The 23,180-nt window shown below is 35.6% G+C and carries 16 protein-coding genes and 1 tRNA gene; 7 read left to right on the forward strand and 10 right to left on the reverse strand.

All coding sequences use genetic code 11. The features are described 5' to 3' along the window. Complete coding sequence (locus tag N3F66_05615) at positions 1-1,542, forward strand: Ig-like domain-containing protein (protein MCX8123627.1); 1,542 nt, start codon at positions 1-3, stop codon at positions 1,540-1,542. 9 nt (positions 1,543-1,551) lie between these two features. Continuing rightward, positions 1,552-4,626, forward strand: coding sequence for an efflux RND transporter permease subunit (locus tag N3F66_05620; protein MCX8123628.1), 3,075 nt, complete (start codon positions 1,552-1,554; stop codon positions 4,624-4,626). A gap of 1,117 nt (positions 4,627-5,743) precedes the next feature. Here the strand turns inward: N3F66_05620 and N3F66_05625 are convergent. The 4 genes from N3F66_05625 to N3F66_05640 form a co-directional block, all read right to left on the reverse strand. Beyond that, positions 5,744-6,046, reverse strand: coding sequence for a hypothetical protein (locus N3F66_05625; GenBank protein MCX8123629.1), 303 nt, complete (start codon positions 6,044-6,046; stop codon positions 5,744-5,746). A 1,591-nt stretch (positions 6,047-7,637) separates the two neighbouring features. Further along, positions 7,638-7,721 (reverse strand) — tRNA-Leu (locus N3F66_05630). A gap of 15 nt (positions 7,722-7,736) precedes the next feature. Continuing rightward, a complete protein-coding gene (locus N3F66_05635; protein ID MCX8123630.1) occupies positions 7,737-8,153 on the reverse strand; it encodes a PaaI family thioesterase in 417 nt (138 codons plus the stop codon). 129 nt (positions 8,154-8,282) lie between these two features. Then, positions 8,283-8,564, reverse strand: coding sequence for a hypothetical protein (locus N3F66_05640; GenBank protein MCX8123631.1), 282 nt, complete (start codon positions 8,562-8,564; stop codon positions 8,283-8,285). Positions 8,565-8,713: 149 nt separating this feature from the next. On the opposite strand from N3F66_05640, the gene N3F66_05645 reads away from it, so the two are divergent. Then, positions 8,714-9,295, forward strand: coding sequence for a cytochrome c family protein (locus N3F66_05645; GenBank protein ID MCX8123632.1), 582 nt, complete (start codon positions 8,714-8,716; stop codon positions 9,293-9,295). Between the two features lie 3 nt (positions 9,296-9,298). Here N3F66_05645 and N3F66_05650 read toward each other — a convergent pair whose 3' ends face one another. The 3 genes from N3F66_05650 to N3F66_05660 form a co-directional block, all read right to left on the reverse strand. Further along, positions 9,299-10,210: a hypothetical protein gene (locus N3F66_05650; GenBank protein MCX8123633.1), complete on the reverse strand. Its 912-nt coding sequence runs from the start codon at positions 10,208-10,210 to the stop codon at positions 9,299-9,301. Positions 10,211-10,241: 31 nt separating this feature from the next. Further along, complete coding sequence (locus N3F66_05655; protein ID MCX8123634.1) at positions 10,242-10,655, reverse strand: hypothetical protein; 414 nt, start codon at positions 10,653-10,655, stop codon at positions 10,242-10,244. A 262-nt stretch (positions 10,656-10,917) separates the two neighbouring features. After that, entirely contained in the window at positions 10,918-13,230 is a 2,313-nt protein-coding gene (locus N3F66_05660; GenBank protein MCX8123635.1) for a methyl-accepting chemotaxis protein, read from the reverse strand. A gap of 475 nt (positions 13,231-13,705) precedes the next feature. Here N3F66_05660 and N3F66_05665 point away from each other — a divergent pair, with 475 nt between their 5' ends. Both N3F66_05665 and N3F66_05670 read left to right on the forward strand, forming a co-directional pair. After that, a complete protein-coding gene (locus N3F66_05665) occupies positions 13,706-14,461 on the forward strand; it encodes a hypothetical protein (GenBank protein MCX8123636.1) in 756 nt (251 codons plus the stop codon). A gap of 291 nt (positions 14,462-14,752) precedes the next feature. Then, positions 14,753-15,448: a YIP1 family protein gene (locus tag N3F66_05670; protein ID MCX8123637.1), complete on the forward strand. Its 696-nt coding sequence runs from the start codon at positions 14,753-14,755 to the stop codon at positions 15,446-15,448. A 35-nt stretch (positions 15,449-15,483) separates the two neighbouring features. On the opposite strand, the gene N3F66_05675 is transcribed toward N3F66_05670, so the two are convergent. After that, the gene (locus tag N3F66_05675; protein ID MCX8123638.1) at positions 15,484-16,098 is read right to left on the reverse strand and encodes a carbonic anhydrase; all 615 of its coding nucleotides are present in this window, start codon (positions 16,096-16,098) and stop codon (positions 15,484-15,486) included. Positions 16,099-16,291: 193 nt separating this feature from the next. On the opposite strand from N3F66_05675, the gene N3F66_05680 reads away from it, so the two are divergent. Both N3F66_05680 and mtnP read left to right on the forward strand, forming a co-directional pair. After that, on the forward strand, positions 16,292-18,583 hold the full coding sequence (locus tag N3F66_05680; protein ID MCX8123639.1) for an ATP-binding protein: 2,292 nt from the start codon (positions 16,292-16,294) through the stop codon (positions 18,581-18,583). Positions 18,584-18,652: 69 nt separating this feature from the next. Beyond that, positions 18,653-19,519, forward strand: coding sequence for an S-methyl-5'-thioadenosine phosphorylase (mtnP, locus tag N3F66_05685; GenBank protein ID MCX8123640.1), 867 nt, complete (start codon positions 18,653-18,655; stop codon positions 19,517-19,519). Here the strand turns inward: mtnP and N3F66_05690 are convergent. After that, entirely contained in the window at positions 19,516-20,937 is a 1,422-nt protein-coding gene (locus N3F66_05690) for a CCA tRNA nucleotidyltransferase (protein ID MCX8123641.1), read from the reverse strand. The genes mtnP and N3F66_05690 overlap by 4 nt on opposite strands. Further along, the gene (locus N3F66_05695; GenBank protein ID MCX8123642.1) at positions 20,934-23,162 is read right to left on the reverse strand and encodes a cyclic nucleotide-binding domain-containing protein; all 2,229 of its coding nucleotides are present in this window, start codon (positions 23,160-23,162) and stop codon (positions 20,934-20,936) included. Before N3F66_05695 ends, N3F66_05690 begins: the two co-directional genes overlap by 4 nt. Between the last annotated feature and the right edge of the window lie 18 nt (positions 23,163-23,180).

Here is a 23,180-nt window from a genome sequence, read left to right on the forward strand (position 1 = left end):
ATGAAAGTAATTACTATGATTGTATCAACTTTATTATTTGTTATCAGCTGTAATTACTTTGTTGATTTAGAACCTCCTACTATTAAACGAATTGAACCGGCCAATGGTTCAACAATAATACAGCATCGCCCTATAATATTTGTGGAATTTTCCGAAGAGATGGACAAACCCAAAACTGAGGAAGCTTTTATTATAGAAGGCGTTCATCAATTAAAAGGGCATTTCAGATGGGAAAAAAACAGACTTTATTATGATCTAATAGAAGATTGTAGAGATGCAACCGTCTACACCATAAAAGTTAGATCAAGTGCTGAAGATAAAAATGGAAATAATTTAACTAATGATGCTTCATCTTCTTTTTCAGTTGGATCTGATTTAATTAGACCAGTTGTTATTTCAATCAATCCACCAGATGGCTCATTAGTTGATAATCTTACCACACCCATTGTTGTAACATTTTCTGAGCCAGTGCGCCTTGAATCATTATATCGTGGATTTTCATTAAGCCCTTATGTAAGTGGCAACATTACATTAAGCAACGATGGCACCATTTGTACTTTTACTCCCTATGATCCCTATATTCACGGTATACTGTATACGCTTACACTTTCAAATGAAATATGTGATATAGCAGACAACCATCTTCTTGAAAGAACAATAAGCATATTTAAGGCAGGAACTGACTTTGTCAATCCAACACTGAATCCCGATGCAACTAACCCACCCGATTCCCAGGTAGGTGTATTTGCTTTACATGCAAACTCAACATTACGACTTATTCCCTTCACCCTAAACAGCGGAGTAGATAAATATGCAAATCTTTCTATTACATTTTCAAAAGCTATGCAGAGACTTGATACGCAAAAAAGTATCAGCATATCTCCTTTTGTTGAATATACAATTAAATGGGTTACCGATAAAAATTTACAGTTAATCCCTTCAGAGCAATTTGCTCTTCAGCAACAATATACCATAAGCATTTCAAGACAGGCAAAGGATATTGCCGGTAATGCGCTCGATAGGGATTACAGTTTTCTTTTTTTTATTAACGGTGAAAACTCATTGCCAATAGAAATACAACCTTATGGAAATCCAGTAAAATACCTTTACCAGATGCCATGTAGTGGAGAAGGTCCTGATGAACAAGGCCCTATACGAATCCTTGAAAACGATGATATCATTAACTCAGCACCACCTTACTATTTTGAAAAACAAATTAATGGTTTACCTAAAACCATTTACATTTTGAGAATAGTATTTAATAACAAGAACAACACTCTTGATTCAATTGGTATAAACCTAATTTCTTCTTTACAGAATGTATCCTTTACCGTGCAGGCTGGTAATGTAATAACAAGTCCAAAAATATGGAAGATAAGCAAACCACAAAACAAGTCCAATGCACTCGATATCTACTTGTTTGATCTTGAAAAGAACCAATCAATGTACTACAAAATCTCCATAACCCATGGACCTGATGGAATAAAAGATAACTTCAACAACTACATGTTAACACCATTTACACTTTTTTTGAATTATTAAAGGGGCTTCATGTTTGCTTCGTTTACTGTTCATCGTCCAGTTGCTGTGATAATGGTATTTAGCGCACTGTGCCTTTTCGGTGTTATTTCATTGTTCAACTTACAAATGGATCTTTTGCCACCAATAGAATATCCTGAAATATCAGTTATAACCCTCTATCCAGGTGCTTCTCCTTCTGAAGTTGAACAACTCATAACAAAACCTATTGAAGAAGCTGTCAACAGTGTCCCCGGTATAACGCGCATCCGCTCAGAATCCATTGAAGGGGCTAGTTTGGTAGTTGCAACACTCCAATGGGGAATTAATATCGACTTTGCATTACTTAAAACACGTGAAAAAGTTGACCTTACAAGAGGAATGTTGCCGCAGGATGTATATAAACCAATTGTAACGCGCTTTGATCCAAATGCACTTCCAGTTATGAATATTGCCATTACCTCTTCACAACTCGATAGCAAAGCATTGCGCTATGAAGTTGAAAAAAACATTGTACCCCTGTTTGAACGTATTGACGGTATTGGCAATGCAAAAGTTTCTGGTGGTAAAGTACGCCAAATAGAAGTACTTGTAAATAGAGACACTATGCATGCATACAATGTAAATCTTCAGGACATTGTTAATGCCATTCAGATATCTCACTACAATTATCCCGCAGGAACAATTATCGCAGGTGACAAAGAACTTATCATTCGTACCGTAGGTGAATTTAAAAACCTATCTGATATTGAAAGCGTGAGAGTTAAGACTACCAAAGAAGGCAAACCCATTTTCCTAAAACATATAGCAAAGGTTATTGATGGCTACAAGGAAGTAACAAGTCAATCATTCATCAATGGACATGATTGCATTAACCTTTCAATTATTAAAGAATCCGGCAAAAACACTGTAAAGGTGTGCACTAAAGCATTACAACTAGTACAACACATTAACTCAAAGTATACTCATTTGCAATGCCAGGTATTTTACGACGGCTCTGAATACATAAAACAGGCAATTTATAATGTTATTTCATCTGCATTGCAGGGATCAGTAATAGCATTTATTGTGCTCTTGTTTTTTTTGCAAAATCTAATATCTTCATTTGTCATAATCATTGCAATACCTGTTTCATTATGTATTACGTTACTTTTCCTTAATTTATATGGCATATCCATTAACATGATGTCATTAGGTGGCATGACGCTTTGTGTCGGTATGCTGATCGACTGTGGTATCGTTATTCTAGAAACAATTAACCAAACCAAGAATCATAACTATAGTTTTACACAACGTATACAGGAGGCAATAGTTTCTGTATCCCCGTCCCTAGTCACATCAACGTTGACAAGTGTAGTAATATTTTTACCTCTCATCTTAATCAAAGGTATTGCTGGTGCATTGTTTACACAACTTGCCATAACAGTAACTGTTGCCTTAATAGCATCTTTGCTGGTTTCAATTATGCTTATACCTGCAATTTTTATACTTTTACATAATTTCAAAATTAACAGTACTAACACTAAAGCTTCTAAACTGTTTTACAAACTTTCACATAAGCTCCATACACATATTGATGAAATAAACAAAAACTATATTCAAATAGTACAAAAGATTCTACCATCATTAAAAGTTACAAAAATAACTACTATCATTATTCTAACCTTTGGATGTTTATCACTGTTGTTTCTAGATAAAAGTCTGATGCCTCACACCACTCAAAAACAATTTCTTATCAGAATAGAAATGCCCCGCGGTACCCCATTATCACACACTGTAGATTTTTGTTTATTAATTGATTCACTGCTTTCAAAAAATCCTGCTGTCAAAAAAAGGCTAATAAATGCCGGATATAATCCACATGACCATACCGAGTACTTTGGCAAAGAAAAAAATACCAATATTGGTGAAATAGCAGTAACCATAGATAGCGATGCTGATGATGCAATTAAATGGTTACGTAAAAATCTACACCATTCATCCAGTATAAAAATTGATTACAATACACAAAATCCAGAGCTTTTGCAAGTTTTACCTCTTTCAATGGGTAATATTATATTTGAGTGTACCGGACAATCACTTTCAGAAATCGAACAAGCAATCCAGACATTTCTAGAGCATAACAAAGTTATACCAGGAGTTAAGGATATTATTGTTGATGTAAAAAAAGGTAAACCAGAAATAGCTATTCATCCTGACAAAGAAAAATTAACTTCGTTTGGGCTAAGCCTCCTTGATGTTGCCTCTACGCTCCATACTGCTTTTTACGGTAGCACCGCTGGCAAATACTTTGAGCATGACAATGAATTTGATGTAACTGTTCGATTTGATGCACCTTTTAGAGATAGTATAGACGATATTAATGCTATATTATTACATACGCAAAATTCGTTCATACCACTGAAAGAAATAGCAGATGTAAAACAGCAATCTGGATATTCATCAATTACGCGTAAGGATCAGCAACACTATATTGCGTTTTATGTATTTGTTGATGACGGCTATTCATACTCTTCAATTATTAAAAGTATCAAAAGTCGATGGGAAAATACATTAAAAAATTCATCAGTTTCATTGAATATTTCCCCTGATATAAAAGAAACACAAGAATCCATACATGATCTTATCGCAATACTTATTCTGTCTATAGTTTTGATTTTTATGATTATTGCTTCACAGTTTGAATCACTTTCAATTCCCATGCTTATAATGTCTACAATACCCATATCATTGTGTGGTTCTTCTATCTTTTTGTTTATTACAAACAATTCTTTGAATATAATGTCGCTAATGGGTTCAGTTATTCTCATTGGTACCATTGTCAATAATGTCATATTGCTTACTGACACTGTGATTAAGAAATATCAACATTCTGAACCAATTATAGAATTCATTATTGCAGCATGTAATTCGCGGTTTTTGTCAATTAGTATGACATCGCTTACTACACTATGCGGATTGCTTCCTCTGGCTTTAGGTCTTCAGCAAGGATCAGATCTTCAATCTCCTTTAGCTATTTCAATCATAGGAGGAATGATTATCGGAACATTATTCATAATGGTCGTATACCCCTCTATACTATTAGTGTGGTTGCTAAGAAAAAAATGAAGACTATTGAACTATTTGTTTCACGAAAACTAACAACATTATTTATACTAATTGGTATTATAGGGTTAGGAATATTTTCGTATAGCCGGATTCCTTCTGCACTTTTCCCTGATTTGGATACAAAGGGGATTTCCATTGTTATCCGTTACCCCGGGCAATCACCTTATAAAATTGAAGAAATCATAACTAAACCAATTGAAAACGCTGTTAGCACTATTGGCGGTATAGAACAGATCATATCCTCAAGTGAGGACAATCAATCCCGTATTTATATCTACTTTGAGTACGATGTTGATATCGGGTTTAAAGCTTATGAGGTACGTGAGAAAATTGAACCTGTTCGTGCATCTTTCCCACGCGATGTGAATGAACCAGAAGTATATTTGCACAGCAATGAGTACTCACCTGCTATAATTGTAAGTCTTTCAAGCAATAACTATTCACTCAATCAACTGCGTGAGATTGCTGAAAAAAATATAAAAAAGCAAATAGAACACATTGATGGCATATCACGAATTGAAATAGCAGGCGGAGCCAAACGTGAGATTAATATCACTTGCGACAACAATTATATGCTAGCTCACTCTATCTCGTTAGAGCAAATAGTTAATGCTATCCAGAACAACAATTTTATATCATCGATTGGTATGCTCCATACTACATCACATGACTATACAATAATATTAAATAGCAAATTTTCTTCCATTAACGATATTTCATCTCTGCCAATTTTAATTCCACAATCCCAGACCACCATTCTTCTGTCACATTTTGGTACCATTAATAATTACGCTTCGCAAAAAGAATCAATTACACGATACAATGGGAGTGAGCATATTTCACTCTACATATATAAATCATCCATTGCTAACCCTTTGACACTATCACATAATGTAGAATCATTAATACATTCTATATATCTTCCTGATGTACAATGTACTATCATCTACAACGAAGCAAATGAAATACAAAAGGTATTACGTAACCTGTATGTAAGTTGTATTTTAGGAACTATACTAACAATAATTATACTATCAGCATTTTTAAAAAGTCTTCGTCTATCATTCCCTGCTATTATTGCCATACCTTTTTGTCTTATGGGTATTGGTATATATCTTTATGCAAAAAACTCTTCGCTCAACATTATTACTCTATCAGGGATTGCCATTGCTATTGGTATGGTTGTAGATAACAGCATAATAACAATAGAACACATAACAAATAAAACCAAAAATATTAATATCCCAACGGTCGTGCAATCAACAGAAGAAATTTCAAAAGCACTGCTTGCTTCAAGTCTTACAACAATTGTTGTGTTTATCCCATTCATTTTATTAAAGCAAAAGAACACTGCTACATACATAGAACTTTCAGGAGTTGTTATTGCAGGAATTCTAGCTTCATTTATTGTTGCTATCATATTTGTCCCATGGTTGCTCGTTCACGGCATTTCAATTCCAATTCATGTTATACCCGTTCAGATTATATCCATATTATATTTCTCTATACCAGAGTATATTCAAAAAAATAAATATTTAAGAAACTTCATCGTACAGTATAAAAAAGTACATATTAAATATTATTATACAGCAGTAGTTCAACATGCCTTTTCACATAAAAAAACATTATTACTATGTTTTGTTGGTTTTGCCATCAGTACAATCATTCCTGCCAGCCATCTTCACTTTGAACAGTTTTCGTTTAGTCAGCAAAATAAAGTATTTGCAAGGCTTGAATTACCTTCTGGAAGCTCGCTTGAGGCAACAACTGTAGCTGCAACGATTATTGAGGACCAATGTAAGGCATTACCATTTATTGCAGATATATCAACACGTATTGAGCCATCACATGCTGATTTTATCTTTACACTTAATGAGCCAGTATATATTAATTCACTGCAATCGACTATAAAGGTACCTCACAATGCATCGTTATTATTTACTCAGAGCACAGGTGATATTAATAATGAAATAGAGATTGTGATTAAGGGCAGTGATGTAGCAGTTATTCGTTCTATTGCAAAAGCTCTTTCTAAAAAAATTTTATCCACAACCCTTGTAAAAGATATCATCTATCATTTCAAAGAAGAACGCCCACAGATTTCAGTAGAATTTGATCACATTTCCTGTGCAGAACATGGTATACCAATAGCGTTTGCAGGTAATTACATCCGTAGCGCATTCTATGGCCCTGTTATTTCTAAATATATTGAAAACGGTGAGATAGATATTCGCTGCAGTTCAAAAAAGCCTATTGATATTGAAAATGACATTGCTGCACTTAAATTACCATATCATGATAAAATCATAGCTTTAAAACAAATTGCCAGTATCAAACCATCTTCTACCATTACCACACTCTGGCACTATGACAAGATGCGTGCAGAAACTATAAGTATTATTCCAAATACCAATTCACAGAATAAACTTGAATATACATTATATGACATTATTAAGAGTATGAAAATTCCTGATGGATATTACATTGAATTTAGTAAAGCTTACACCAAACAAAAGGAAACAAAATATTATATCGCTTTTTATATTATCATTGCTGTGATAGCTACTTACTTAGTATTGGGTTTTATTTTTGAATCATTTATTCTTCCATTTATTGTGATGATATCTATCCCCTTTTCCTGGATATGCGCTATCTGGGTTGTATATATTTACGGTGCACCGTTAAACACAGTAACAGCTTTAGGATTGATTGTACTTACTGGTACTGTTGTAAATAATTCTATTTTACTGATAGATAGTTATAGTAATGAGCTGAGTAAGAAAGGAGCAACTCTTTCAATACAGGATTACATATATCTTTCATTACAGCGATTCCGCCCCATGCTTATGACCACCTTAACGACAGTATCTGGGCTTATTCCTCTATTGTTTGCTGGTGACGGCAATAGTCTATGGCAGGGTTTTGCAATTGCGATAATTGCAGGGTTATGCACAACTCTTGCAGTAATTATAATTATTACGCCCGTGATGTTTGATGTAACCTGTAAAATCTGCCGAAGGAGGGACTCGAACCCTCATGGAGTTGCCCCCGGCGGATTTTGAGTCCGCTGCGTCTACCAATTCCACCACTTCGGCATAAAAACTTTTACGTTATTCTGGTTGAGGTATTTCTTCTACTTCAATATATTTAGCTTTTGCACGGGCTACTATCTTACCCATTTCGTTTTCAATCTCAGCCCTGTTTTCAATGACTCGTTTATTCTTCTTAACAAACCAGCCACGGATATAGAGGTTTTCTTCAATAAACGCTGGTTGAAGATACCGAATGGTTATCTCACCCGTCAACGCAATATATTCCATATATTTATTTACAGTCATCATAGTTTCATCAAGTACGCTTGCTATGATGCCTGCATGAATAATATTTGGAGGACCCTCTAATGTTTGATCTGCTTTAAATTCACCGTATGCCGTTTTTGTGTCAGGATCAAACTTAAGGTGAAGTTTTAAACCTCTTTCGTTAGATTTTCCACAACCAAAGCATGTTTTATCTTCAAACTCGATCATAGTGGCATATTTTTAAAATCAGTATATAAATGTCAAGAAATTTTCAACTTATTGAGCATTTACTCACAAAAAAACGGTGTTATGTGACCAACTATTACCTTTTTGCCCATGTAGCGTTTGCTACGGTATCTACCTGCTCTCATTTTTTATTTTATCCATTAATAAATCTATTTCGTCCTGATCCAGCCATTCGTCAACATGCTCTGGCATGGCGTCAGTAGTCATCATGTACATTTCTAATGCCATTACGAGCTCTTCTTTGGTCAATACCCCCATAGTTACAAGAATTTCGCCAATAAGACGTTCGGGATTATCGCGTTGCAACTCCAATGCTTCCTTTAGCTGCTCTTCAGAAATAATTCCATTCTCAACCAAAAACGTCCCAACTTTTTTGTCATTTTTATTATTCATATTTAGTTCACTATCATTGTATTTTTTTAATATTAATATTAAAAATTTAATAAGTCAAGCTAAAAAATTTTTGTTTAGAGCTATCGCCCGTATAAAAAGTATTTGCAAACATATCAATGGTCTGCACTATTGTGTATACTATATATTGTATGCTAACAAAACGATTTTACATACTGGTTATTCTTCTTTGTATTCCATTGATTGCTGCACGGCAAACTGCTACATTTGTTGGTGTTGCTATCTGCAAGAAATGCCATGAATCCGACGCTATTGGCAATCAGTATAAATCCTGGCAGCAATCGCCCCATTCTAAGGCATATTTACTTTTAAAACAGGAAAAAGCGTTAGCTTTAGCAAAAGCATTATCAATTGAAAACCCTGCTTTTCATGAACAATGTGTCAAATGCCACACTACTGGTTCAGGAAAAAATCCCGCTATCTATGAAGATGGCGTTGGGTGCGAATCATGCCATGGACCTGGCAGTATATACAATAGCTATGAAAATCATGTTGCCTTGGGTAACAGGGATGTCGCATATAAAAAAGCAGTATCATTGGGGATGTACCCAATACTTGGAACAGATGGGATCAAGGCCAGGGAAAAAGTGTGCAGGAGCTGCCACAATGAAAAACGCCCCTGCTACCCCAAAGACCCTGCAGAACAACAACATCAGTATCTTCCTTTGCAGTTAATAGCTGACTTTGCGTTTCCCCATCGTCTCCGCAGATAATATCTATTTAGAAACCATCCAGCTAAAAGCCTTTGCGCGTGCATGTAGCCTTTCAAGCATCCGTATATCGTCACCTAATGCGTCCTCCATTTCACTGTTAACGATCGATGGTGTGTCAAACAAGGTCGTTCCTGCTTCCATGTACCACTGTCGCAAACTACCACGGTATGATGTTGTGATGATGTGCATACCTGAGTTTTCATATAACCTGTATATATATGAATGTAACTGCTGTGTAAATAATAACTTTACCAACATCACATACACTTCTTCCAGTGTATAGATTACTTTAGCTATCCGGTTAAGCTTTATAATATCATGAATGTAGATATCCTGATCATCACTTTTGTAGAGCGCAATAGCATTTTTTTTAGGAAGCATACCTCCAATATATTTTTTGGCAATTGATTCTGTGCTTACCTGTGAACAATTAATACATAAAATGTCAGCTACATCTGCAGTATTGCAACATGCCTCTAAATCAGGGTACTCAACAGCAGTGTATCCAAACTTTTTTATTATGGTCGATAGCCCAAAACGATTAGCCTGATTGCTGTCAACAATACCAACACTCCCCCCTGCAATTCCAGTAAACATTTCGCTATAGGCTGCAATATAGTTGCATTCAGAAATATCAAATGCAGCAACTATTCCCGATTGCAAAAGTGTTTTTGTATTAATAGAGCCAGTATCAGAATATATGCACACACAGCCAATATTACGCTGTATAATCTCTGGAAGATGTTTGTGCAGTTGATTGATGTAATCAATATCACACACAATGGTTGCATTATCATTGAGTGTTTGTAACAGCCTTGCTATATCTTCACACTGTTCACATGCATCAGCAATAGACAGTGTAGCTATCGCACTCTTTATTTGTGGGTTGTCACTTACAATATAATATTTATGCATGGTATTATGGTCTATTATATTACACACTATGTTATGATATTTCAATTGCAGCTACATTTTGCCTCAATACATAGGACATGAAAAGTATTGATTCTGAGCTTTCAGCCAGGCTTAACGCCCCAGATGCATTGGCTTGCGTCAGCTCGTTTATTCCGGAAATGGACTTAACAATCTCAGCGGAAGCATTTTTCTGTTCTTCAGATGCATTGCGTATTTCTTCAGCTCTTGTTTTAACCTCTTTTGATGTTTTCATAACAAGTGCATTGACTGATGATTGCTGCATATTAAGAACAATCCCTTCATTGTGTGCCATAGTGCCAAAATTAACAAGCAGCCCCAACGCAATTACAGTGCCAGTAACAGAAACATTTGCCGCAATGTAGTATTTACCGTTTGACCGAAGAATTATCGCAACAACAAGAAATCCTAAAATTACTACAAGCACAACATTAATGAGTGATAGTAAAGAGCTACTACATTTTGTAAAAAAAGAAACAGTGTTACAAGTCCACTGCAGATAATTAAGAAATACGGTAAAGTCTTAGCACACAATTGTAAAATAAATGATGAATCTATGTAACTTTTTGTAATTGTGTGTAAAACATTCATAACAATACTTCATATACAATATTTTCTACCTAAAACCAGTAAGCAGTATATTTATTTTAATTGTTACAATATGTTGACGAATTGATTAAGTGCAGTAATTATCCACGTTCAATAGCTTCAACTGTATCCTGTACTGATTTAAGCTGGGCTTCTATTTGCTCGCCAGCGGTAGCAACCTCTTCGCTCATTGCAGCTAATGCATCTAGCATATCAGCATTTTGTTTCATAACTGTGCTAATTTCTTCAATTTCTTTTATTAAAGGTAAAAATTCTTCCTTAATTGTCTTTTCTAAAACTGAGAACTTTTCTAAAAACTTTTTGTTCATTGTTACAATCACATCATTGGCACTGGCAAACCTTTGAGCAATAGTATCAGTATCGCGTACAAAAATATCTTTTATAATATACAAATCTTTCACCTTATCAGCAGTGCGTTGTGCCAATTTACCAATCTCTTCAGCAACAACTGCAAAACCCCTCCCTGATTGTCCTGCGCGTGCAGCTTCGATCGCAGCATTAAGGCTTAATAAATTCGTCTGGTCAGCAAGCTCACCTATCCCTGTAAGCGTTTCCATTACATTATCCATAAGCTTTGATAGGGCCTTCATTGATTCATTGTTATCATCAACAATTTTCATTAACTCCTCTTGGACTTCAATCACACCGCTTTTTACAATATCAGCAACCTGCTGTACACTCTGTGTTATAGTGTTATGTAGCAAATGTTCAAGTTTTTTGAAGTAACTGTCTAACACTTTCTGTGCTTCGTTGCTTTTTGCAACCTCCAGTGCTAAAGTATTCATTTGACCAATAATTTGTCTTGTTGCTGGTGTAATATTTATAAACGAATCATGTAGTATATCTTTTACAACTACCATTTTTTGTGATTCCTTCACAACTGCATGATAGAGTTCTATCTGCTTTTGATATAGCTGATTTTGAACCTTATGTGTGTTTGTAATTTTCTTTTCAAAAATTCGCTGAATCCTTCTACTTTGAAGATTCTTAGTATCCCGATACACTCCAACACAATAACCAAATATAATTATACTGATAAACACTAACACATTAAACCCCATAATTGCAGACATTGCTACACCAGCTGCACATCCCACTGCAATTCCAATATATCTACCATAACGATATTTCTTTCGATACTTAGAAATTAGTTTAGATTTTTTTTGCTCTAAAATCCTTGCCCCCTTTGCATACGAGAGACTATGAATTTTCCCATTAGAAAACTCTTCTATATGATCTATATAATCTTCAGCTACCATTGACTTTAGCTTTTTCCATGGCCATAATTTTTCCCAACCAAACTCAATTTCAACCTTGCCTGCATTAATAATTATATCTAAATCAGTATCTTTCTTTTGCACAACTGGAATACACTCATACCAAAAACTATCAGGTATCTTTCGTAATACAAAACGCGCTGGTCTATCATACCGTACATTAGCCCCTTCAGAATCCTTCACTGGTTTTTTATTTTCATCAGATACCTCATAGAACTCTCCATTTTCCTTCATCCTGTAATATTTGCCATCAAAAAATCGTGGCCATTGATCAAGATGCAGATTGAATTTTTTCATTCGCACATAGCGGTCAAACACAATACCCTTTACAATATAGAGTCCCGAAATTGTTGCCATTGTCGTCATCTCGGTTATCCAGCTTGTCAATCCATATCCCAAATAATTTGAGTATTGCACATTGTTATATGCTTTACCAGCAATAGTGACCTTTTCAGGACGTTGTAGCTCATAGTGGCACCGTAAATGAGGCATTTTATTATATACTATCTCTACACTACCAATCATTTTACGAAAAAAATTTGAATCTTTTGATATCTTTACTATAAAATCATTTGTATTGCTGTACTTTTTAGCTTCACCCTCCATAAAACGCACTATAAGGGTCAATGGTATTTTTAGAGCGATATTTGGTGTAATATCAGGATCATTCATATATGAAACAGAATTAATGGAAACATTATTTAAAAGATCTAAAAGCATCCCAAAGGAATACCCTTTCTTGTGATAAAAGTCCAGAATATAATACATCACCATCAGTTCAAACTCTTGCGATATTCGCTTGTAGGGCTTTGCTGATAGTATAATCTTCAACAGCTTTTCAGTGATTCCCATCTTTTTGAATAATTCTACATATTCAGCCTCAACTTCATTATTTAAAATATATTGAAGATAGCTTGCAATAAAACCGCACGAAACTCCTATTTCATCTTGCTTCATTAAAAGATCCAATTCAATTGCTTGTGGCAGAAAGGTGGGGTCATTCTTCAAACCATATTTTTTTAACAGTACAGATTGGTAATCTACTGCAATTTTTTCATACTCTTCAATGGGATATTTACTTGATGATGTATTGTGAGCAATAGTGCTATAGTGCATAAATATTAATTATCCTTTTATAGGATCTCACATACGCGCTCTATATTGGAGTATTTGTATACCTTTATATGAGCAGTCATTGATATAGAAAGCCCTCTATCCATTTATTGTAATAAGATGTTAATCATATATTATCATTTAAATTTTTATATATATCATACTATTATTCAAGAAGATTTTTGATTATATGCATTAATTTTTTTTATTTTGGTATTTACACATTGATTAAAATAGTGTAAAAAATATATTTCGTACACAATAGGCACATTGTGGTTACTATCATATTGTTCTTGAGAACAGCTCCTGGAGGTGGAATATTATCGATTATACTAAGATAATTATTGCTACCAATACATTTAATAACCCTTATATTGAAGCACTTCTTCACAGAGGATTTCTTATAGAGAAAAGGGGCAATGAATTTTATTTAAGCGACAATTCATATTTAAATTCACAAAATAATGTTTCTGATTTCATGTTTCATTCCGTAATACCTGATGATAAATATTTAAATGAATTTTTAACATACAATAACTTTGGTTCAATTGACAACTTACTCCGTATTCAATTATTTGATAGTGTAAAGATAAACACCTTTTGTGAACAACTTTTTACTAATAGTTTAGTGATTCAGTGTGAATCCGGGTATCCCATATACATAAGTAGATGGTTTCGTTTCAAAAAGTATGAACGGTCATTTAAAATTCCAGTAGCAACACTTGAACCATTTATAGCTTTATTAGTGAAATCATTCTCAAGCATTGGCATTTCAACATATTCATCGTGTAATGGTTTTAGTGATACTGGCTTTAATATTGATGCAATCCATATAGCCTTTATAGGGCCATACAGTTCACTATGGGCAAAAAATTTATTCACGCATTTTGTTGAAGCAATAATACCGTTAAAAATCATTAGTTATAAGTTTGATTATTTTTCTGTATCAATAAATGTGAAAAATACATCTTCTATTGAAGATATATTCATTGAAATACACAGGACTGCCCTTGCTATCTATAATAATAGAATACAATTCATTGCATTAAAAAAAGATTTTTGTGAGCAATACAATAGAGAAATAAAAAAGCTAGATAGAAAAATATTTGCTCATCATATTTGTGATCCTAAGCAACTAGAAATAATTGATACATATATGAACGAGTTTTTATTAACACAGATATCAAATGCTAAAAAAGGGGAATCGATCGCTATCACTCCTCTTACCTATTAACCCCTTACTCCCAGCTTGGCGACAGCTCATAATAATACTCTTTGCTTGCGTGCATCAGTAAGGCCTCATAAGTGTCCCTATACCCATCGCTGGTGAAACACAAACATATTTTTAGGTGTTCTTTTTGATGATACATTTTTTGATGTTCCACCTCATCCCTGTATTTGTACCCACACTCTTTTTTACTTGACTAACACTACTAACCAATATACATTCATTTTATTTACTTTGTACATCAACGCATTCCCATCAACAAAAGTAAATAAATTTTATCCACAAAAGGAGGAAAGTATGGATGGTTTTGATTTTTCTAAATTCATTGATGAGTCTAAAGCAACTCTTGTAGCTCCAAAGGATTATTTTTCAAAAATGGCAAAGCAAGGCGGTCTGGCAGAACCAGTCATAAAAGCATTAGTGTACGGGCTTATATCTGGAGTTATCTACTTTGTTTTTACTTTACTTAACCTTTCTGCATTTGGTATGTTTGGCAAAAGTGCAACTATGGCATTAATTGGAACTCCAATTTTTGCAATTATAGGTCTTTTCATAGGTGGCATAATTATGCTCATCATCTCTGCTATATGCGGCGGGAATACCGCATTTGAAGCAAATGTACGTGTAGTAGCAGCACTTATGGTATTAGGCCCTGTGCAGGCTTTATTTTCCTTTTTATCGGGAATAAGTTTTTATTTGGGGATTGTTGTATCAGCGCTTATTACACTGTATGGATTATACCTCACCTTTATTGCACTTGTGAATGCATTGAATGCAAAAGAAAATGTTGCCAAGATTGTCGTTGCGGTACTGGCTATTCTTTACGTAGTATCTTTATATGGTACGTTTAAAGCATACAAGTCTGTGGGGCAGCTGAGTGATGAAATGATGCAGCAAACCGAAAAACTTTCATCTGAACAGCAGAAAGCATTAGAACAGTTACAGCAACTACAGAAATCATTAGAAAAACTGGAACAGCAGAAAGAGGAATAATAAAATAAAACCCCCTCGCAAAGAGGGGGTTTTATTTATATCTTCTTTTCCTTATACCCTGCAGCAAGTGCCACATTCACATGAACCACACCATCATTCAAGCTTTTAAAAGGATACGCATCATCTATAACTGGTAGTTTATCAGCATCATTCTGTGTTTTTATCACCGAGCCTGCTGGCACATATCTTCCATCAGGTATTGTTACGCCCATCACAAGCGAGCGTGGTTCAAGTACACACCCTTTCCCCACCTTTGCCCTGAATACCAGACTCTGCATCCCAATAAATGAGCTATCGCCCACATATGCTGGACCATGAATCTGTACCTGATGAGCAAGGGACACACGGCTACCAATATATACTGCGTATTTTTTGCCATCAACTTCAACCAGGTTTTTTTCCACCGGTTGACCATTTTTTTCAGTTTCAAGTGCATGAATAATAACACCATCTTGCACATTGGAATTATCGCCCACATAAATAGGTTGACCCTCATCACCCCTGACTGCAGCAAATGGTGCTACCATCACATTTCTACCCAAAATAACATTGCCAATAACCGCAGCTAACGGATGCACATACGCTGATGCATCAATTGCAGGTGTGTATTCCTTACCTACAAAATCAGTTTTTACATTTGCATGAATCATAGATCCCCCATTTGTTTTAATATTTTTACTAACATACATACAGAAGATAGTGACTGTATGTCCTGTGTATAATCGCGATGGTATGATTAAAATCTGTCAACATAAATAAAAACCACCATAAATTAATTTAAGAAAAAAGCATTGAAGAATAGATGCATAATTCCCATGATATACCTGGTGTGCGAGGTATGGTATGTTTAAACAATTTTTACATGCACATGCAATACGCAATGTTTCATTGCTTGCTACTGATTCGCCTTTGCATCAGCGCATAATGAGCTATTTATCTCGAAACCATATACCATTTTCAATTATTACCCAAAACGATCCATTACCCGATACACATTCCCTATTAATCCTGCCATTAAGCATGCACACTATAACACCAGTTACTGATATTTTGCAGCAAATGCTTCAATCCTCATACACACCACTTCTTTTATTTGCAACTGATTTTCCCATTACCACACGATTCAAAAAGAGATTCAGTATAGCAGGCATAATTGGTATACTGGAGTTGACCGAACGCCCTCACTTTATTAAACTTGAATCCCAAACCCTTCAATCAAATCCTACAGCTTCATTGAATGCACTAATGTACACCACGGAAAATTTAATCTCACGCAACATTTACAAGCTGCTATCGCAAAACATTTTGTATAATGCTATCGTAAAACTTCATCCGTCAGTAGTATGTATTACTACATTACAGGGCACAATAATATATTTCAGGGCACATAGGCAATTCTTCACACGCAATAATAATATTAAAAAATTATTATACGGAAAAAAAATTCAGCAATTCACATTACACCCTGAAAAGATAGAACATCTTTTTTCATTAATTGATCGTAACATAGAACAGCGTGAATCAGAAATTACATTCAGAATAAACAACAACGATACCACACTTTTAGTCACCGGTGAAAAAATCACACTGTACAGTAATGTGGAAGTATACTTGCTTATTGGTATTAATATCACCACTCAGCGGAAAGCCGAAGACCTTCTTATTTCTTCTGAGCTTAGATATCGAACTCTTGTTGAAAATCTTCCTGATGGGTTATCACTTTCAAAAGGTGAAGTATTACTTTATGCAAACCCCCAATTCTTTAAATTATTTGACTTTCCTCCTGACACGCTAATAAGCGAAATTAATCTTAAATCCCTTATACACCCTGATGATTGGGTCACTTTTTACAAGTTGTTGTATAAACCAATTGAAAATGCAGAAACTATTAATGTAAAAGCAATAACTATTACTAACAAACCTCTTACATTTGAACTGCGCATTGTAAGTTTTGTAAGCGATAGCTCATTATATCATCAAATTTACTGGCATGATATTACCCAAACACGCCAGCTATGGGACAAACTACTACAATCCGAACGTTTGTCGGCAATTGGTGAACTGGCTTCGGGCATAACACATGAATTTAATAACATACTCACCAGCATTCAAGGCTATGTACAGTATACACTGGAAAATCCTGATGATATCGAAGCCAACAAAAAGGCGTTTAAAGTAATTGAGAAGATGACTGAACAGGGTCATGCTATTTTAAAAAATCTTTCAATGCTTACACGCAAAGACATTACCAACAAAGAACGCCATACTATTACTGATCTTGTTAACGATATTCTGCGCATCCAGGAGAAAATATTAATAAAAGACAATATCACCCTTATCCGAAAATTCATTAAGCATCCAGTTTGTTTGGTAGATGCAGGACTTATTCAACAGGTAATATTAAATTTACTTCTCAATTCTGTTCATGCAATAAGGCCAAAGGGTTACGGAACAATCACTATTACAGTAGATGAATGTAATGGAAATGCTATTATTTCAATTCACGATACAGGTATTGGGATTGATCCAAAAATTCAAGACGAAATATTTAATCCATTTTTTACAACAAAAACAGGTGCACACAATATCGTTGGGACAGGGATGGGGCTATCTATATCTAAAAATATTATCGAGCAGCATAATGGCAAAATCTATTTTCAAAGCATCCCAGATAAAGAAACTACGTTCACCATAGAACTTCCACTCTATAAAACTGCCTACCTTCCAAAGGAGGTTGATTCTTCTTCATATACTGCTGATATAAGTTCACTTTCTATTTTAATTGTTGATGATGATGATGCAATCCGTGACCTTTTTAAAACTCTCCTTCAATCACTTGGTATCCGTTCAATAACTTTTGCTACAAATGGATTTGAAGGGTATTCACTGTGTAAAGATAACTATTATGACATAGTATTTATGGATGTATCAATGCCAGTGTTGTCCGGAATAGATGCTTACAAAATGATAAAAGAAGAAAATCCAAAACAAAGAGTTATATTTATAACAGGCATTTTTTATGAGGATCAGATTAAAGAGATAGTTGACAAAGAACACGCCTTTGGCTACATTAAGAAGCCGTTTGATATCAAAGAAATTAAATCACTGCTATACTCAATTGCATCGCGCAGGTGAATAGTTTTATACAAACGCATTGTATGAGCCTGTGCAAACGTAATTCATTTTATTTACAGGAGAAATTCAATGAAACCAAAAATTGATGTGGGTATTATTGGCGGTTCAGGCTTATATCAGATTGAAGGAGTTAAAATACTTGATGAAGTGAAAGTAAAAACACCATGGGGAATGCCATCGGATGTTATTACCATTGCAGAAGTTGGCGGTGTTACAACAGGATTTTTACCACGTCATGGAAAAGGACATTTTATACTTCCCCATGAGATCAACTACCGTGCAAACATTGCTTCATTAAAAATGTTAGGTGCCGGTCAGATAATTGCATTCTCTGCAGTGGGTAGTTTAAAAGAACGCATTAAACCACTTGACTTTGTCATACCCAATCAAATTATTGACCGCACAAAAGAGCGTGTTTCCACATTCTTTGGAGATGGCATTGCTGCACATATTGCTTTTGCTGACCCTTTCTGCAGCAGGCTTCATGAATTAATACTTATTGCAGCACAAAAATTAAACATTCCCATGCATACAAATGAAACACTTATCTGCATGGAAGGGCCAGCATTTTCAACCCGTGCCGAAAGCCACCTTTATCGCTCATGGAATGCCGGGGTCATCAACATGAGCACACTCCCTGAAGCAAAACTAGCTCGCGAAGCAGAAATGTGTTACGCAGTCATCTGTATGAGTACTGACTATGATTGCTGGAAAGAAGATGAGGAACATGTAACTGTTGATATGGTTGTCAACAATCTCAATAAAAATGCTTCCAATGCTAAAGCCCTTATAAAAGAATTAATACCATTGCTTACTAAAGAAAGGGATTGCGGATGCAAGGAAGCCATCAAATATGCAGTCATTACTGACCCCAAAAAGCAGAGCAGCAAACAAAAGAAAAAACTAAAGGCAATTTTACCAAACTATTTTTCTTAAACAGTATTGTGTTGGATGCTGTCATGGCGGCTATTTGCCTCCTGTGCCATGGCAGCATATATTTCATGTGCTAATGCCAAAAGGGTTTGCTCATTATTCAATTCAGGATTGTCAAGTACCCTTTCTAGAAGCTCATTGAGGATTTTGCCAATAGTGGGACCTGGTTTCAAGTTTAGTTGTTCCATCAAAATATATCCATCTATATCTAGATCCCTTACAGTAAAAGCATTATCTTTTTCAATAACCTTATTGATGTGCCTTTTTAGCTTTTTTATTGGTTCGGGCAAACCATCCCTCATTCCATTTCCACATCTATCTGCCATTCGCAAAACAAAAAGATCTTCAAGATTATCCAGTCCAACTTTACGTATAAAACGCCGTACTGCACCATCAGTCCAATCTGGTGTATAATGAAACATGTGATTTACTATAAGATTGCAGACATATTCTATTTCATCATTAGAAAATTTTAGCCTTCGCATGATTTTGCGGGCAATTGTTGAGCTGATCACCTCATGATTGTAAAATGTATAATCACCGTCACTTCCTTCACGTCTAGTTTTAATTTTACCAATATCATGCAGTAATGCTGCCATGCGCAGCAAGGGTTTTTCTTTGGGTGCTGCATCACAGGAATAGATGCTGTGATAGTAAATATCGTACATGTGGTATTTATTTTGCTGCATCCCAAACCCTTCTGCAAGCTCAGGCATACAAAGATTCAGCAAACCTGTAACGCGTAGATATTCAAAACCTTCTGAGGGTTTATCGGCTTCTAACATTTTTTTTATTTCATCACGAACTCTCTCAACAGATATTTTTTTTGCAATCTCAAGAACCTGTGGAATTGCTTCTAGCGTATCTTTATGAATACTACAATGCAGTTTGGCTGCCAGGCGGCAAGCTCTATATGGTCGCAATCCATCCTCGCTAAACCTCTGCAGTGGATTGCCAATGGTACGAATAATTCTTTTGTCGATATCCTCCATGCCTCCCACATAATCAATGATCTGGTGATTGATAACATCATACGCAAGGCCATTTATGGTAAAGTCACGGCGTTCAACATCTTCCTTCAGTGTTTTAGAAAACATAACCAAATCAGGGTGCCTTCCATCTGTGTATTTACCATCCGCCCTGTAGGTTGTAATTTCATACTGAGCATGGCGCATACATACTGTTACTGTGCCATGTTTAATACCTGTTGGTACAACTCGTTTAAACAATTTCATTACTTCTTCAGGATAGGCATTAGTTGCAAAATCATAATCATACACAGGCAATCCCAGAATAAGATCCCGTACAGATCCACCAATCAAGTAGCACTCATATCCTCTATCCTGTAAAGTGGCACATATAGCCTTAATTTCTTTAGCTATATGGTCAGGAATTTCCAAATTTATAGTATACGTCTTCATACAATATGCTGTGTAACTCCAGAGTCCTTTAATTGCCGCCATGTCTTAAGCAACAGTGCCATGGCATATTCGGCATGAGACCACATAAGCGGAATTGCAAATGTAAGATAGCGCACTGATGCTGTTTCAATCCTTCTTTTTATCTGGTCATATGAATTTTTCATGTGATTGAGCTCCTCCACAATCAGATCATAGGTAATCCCCTCAACCATAATATCCGGTGCAAATTCTTTATTCACATCGCTGCCTGGCAACCACTCAAGAGTCATAAATTCGTGAAACCTGTCAGGTGTTGTCAGATGTTCGCACAAATAGCCATCTGAGCTGTAGCTATCTATAATATCCATAATTGTATCACCTTTTTCAACATTCCCAGTAAAATAATAGTACTGTGCCAGCATCGCCGTATACTGCACCCAGGGTCCATTCCCCGCATGTACATGGGTATTAGGGTCCTCAATAAAAGGCAAGTAACGCTGCAGCATCCCAAGGTCTGGATCCCATAGAGTATCTTCAACAAATTTCATTGTATTAATAAAAATCTCATCAGGATTAAAAATGTCAGGAATTATTCCTGTACCAAAGAAAAATGGGCTCATCAAAGTAATATCAGGTCGCAAATCAGCTTCTCCATCAGGTTTGAGCCTCCGAATGAGCCTGTCTCCAATGGTAAATACATTTTTAACGATGGTGCCAAAACTGTCTTTGAGCATAAAAGCTTTTTCAAATTTTTTTTCACAGCTGTACTCCTTTGCAACCTGCTCAATCAAAAGCAACATGCAGTAATAAGCGTAGTTTACCCATATTGAATACCCTTCTTCTATTGCTGATTCATGTATTGATGTTGTAGAATAAAATAAATGAATTTCATTACGATAGTAACGCTTTATTGCAAACATAGCACCTTTATAGATAGCATCTATATACGCTTCACTATCATGAGGAATATGTCCTCTTGTTTTAGCAGCAAGGAGATACCGGCATAATATGGTAACCCCATGTGCCACATTGTCTTCCTGCTTATATATACTTTTATCTGCAGTATCAAGCCCATACCTCTGGCCCCAGTACCCATCTTCACGCTGACAATGGTAAATGAACTTAGCAATCCCGGCAAGTAACCTGAAGGCAATATCCTTTGATCGTAAGCGGCTCATTGCAATGCGGTAGAGCATCCTGGTTGCACAGGCGCTATCGCGTGGATACACGTACGGGTAGCGGGATCCTGGCAATGTAGCCAAAAGAGCACTGCCCTTTGGTGTTTCAAATGTGCACTGTGCAATAACATCAATATGTTTATTCACTGCACGGTTTAATTCTATGAGTTTTTTGGATATAAACGCTTCGTTGCTATCAACCAGCTCATGTCCTGATACACGTTCCAGTGCAACAGCCTGAATTGTATTATATACATCCACATGTCGGGCAATAATAGAATCAAAATCCTTTTTATCAATTTTAAGCAACTCACAGTCATCATTGGCAATCACTGTTGCATTGCGCTTTTCTCCTAACACCAGTGCCATTTCGCCAAAAAAATTTCCTTCTGCAAGCAGTGATATCAGCTCTTCATTTTTGTTCATCACCCTGTAGACACTCACATCGCCTTTTCTGATTAAAAACAATGCATCTCCTACATCTCCCTGTTTGAAAATAACATCACCTTTTTTCACATGTACCAGACGCACCACATCCAGTATTTCATTAAAAACTTCTTCCCGCAGATGAGTAAAAATTGGAATAGACCGTAGATTGTTGCGCATCTTGCGTTGTAAAAATGCAGCATTGAGTTTTTCATTTATTTTCTGTGATGAGGCTATTATCTTTACAAGTGCATCTTTCCCCACTGCCATAAGCGTGCAGTCAGCAATAGCTATTGCAGTACTTTCTCGTGGCTCATTACGGATTACAATATCCTCGCCAAAAAAATCTCCTGGCCCCAGCGCATATAGCTCTAACTTTGTATAATCAGGTGTAATAATAAATACTGAAACCTCACCCGAAAGCACAACATACAACCATTCATTGTATCTGCCATGACGCGCTATTATTTCATCCTTGTTGTATTGATGGATAAAGACTTCACCAGCTATCTCCTGCAAAATTTTATCAGGAACATCATTAAAAAAGCTCAACGACTTAATTACCTCAACAGGCGACACTTTCTGCATGAGGGGGAACTGTTGTATTGTTCCAAAAAGCTCACTTACAGTAAATATTTTCATAGGAGTACCTTTTGTTAA

This window comes from Spirochaetota bacterium (assembly GCA_026414805.1).
In the GTDB taxonomy this organism is placed as follows: domain Bacteria; phylum Spirochaetota; class UBA4802; order UBA4802; family UB4802; genus UBA4802.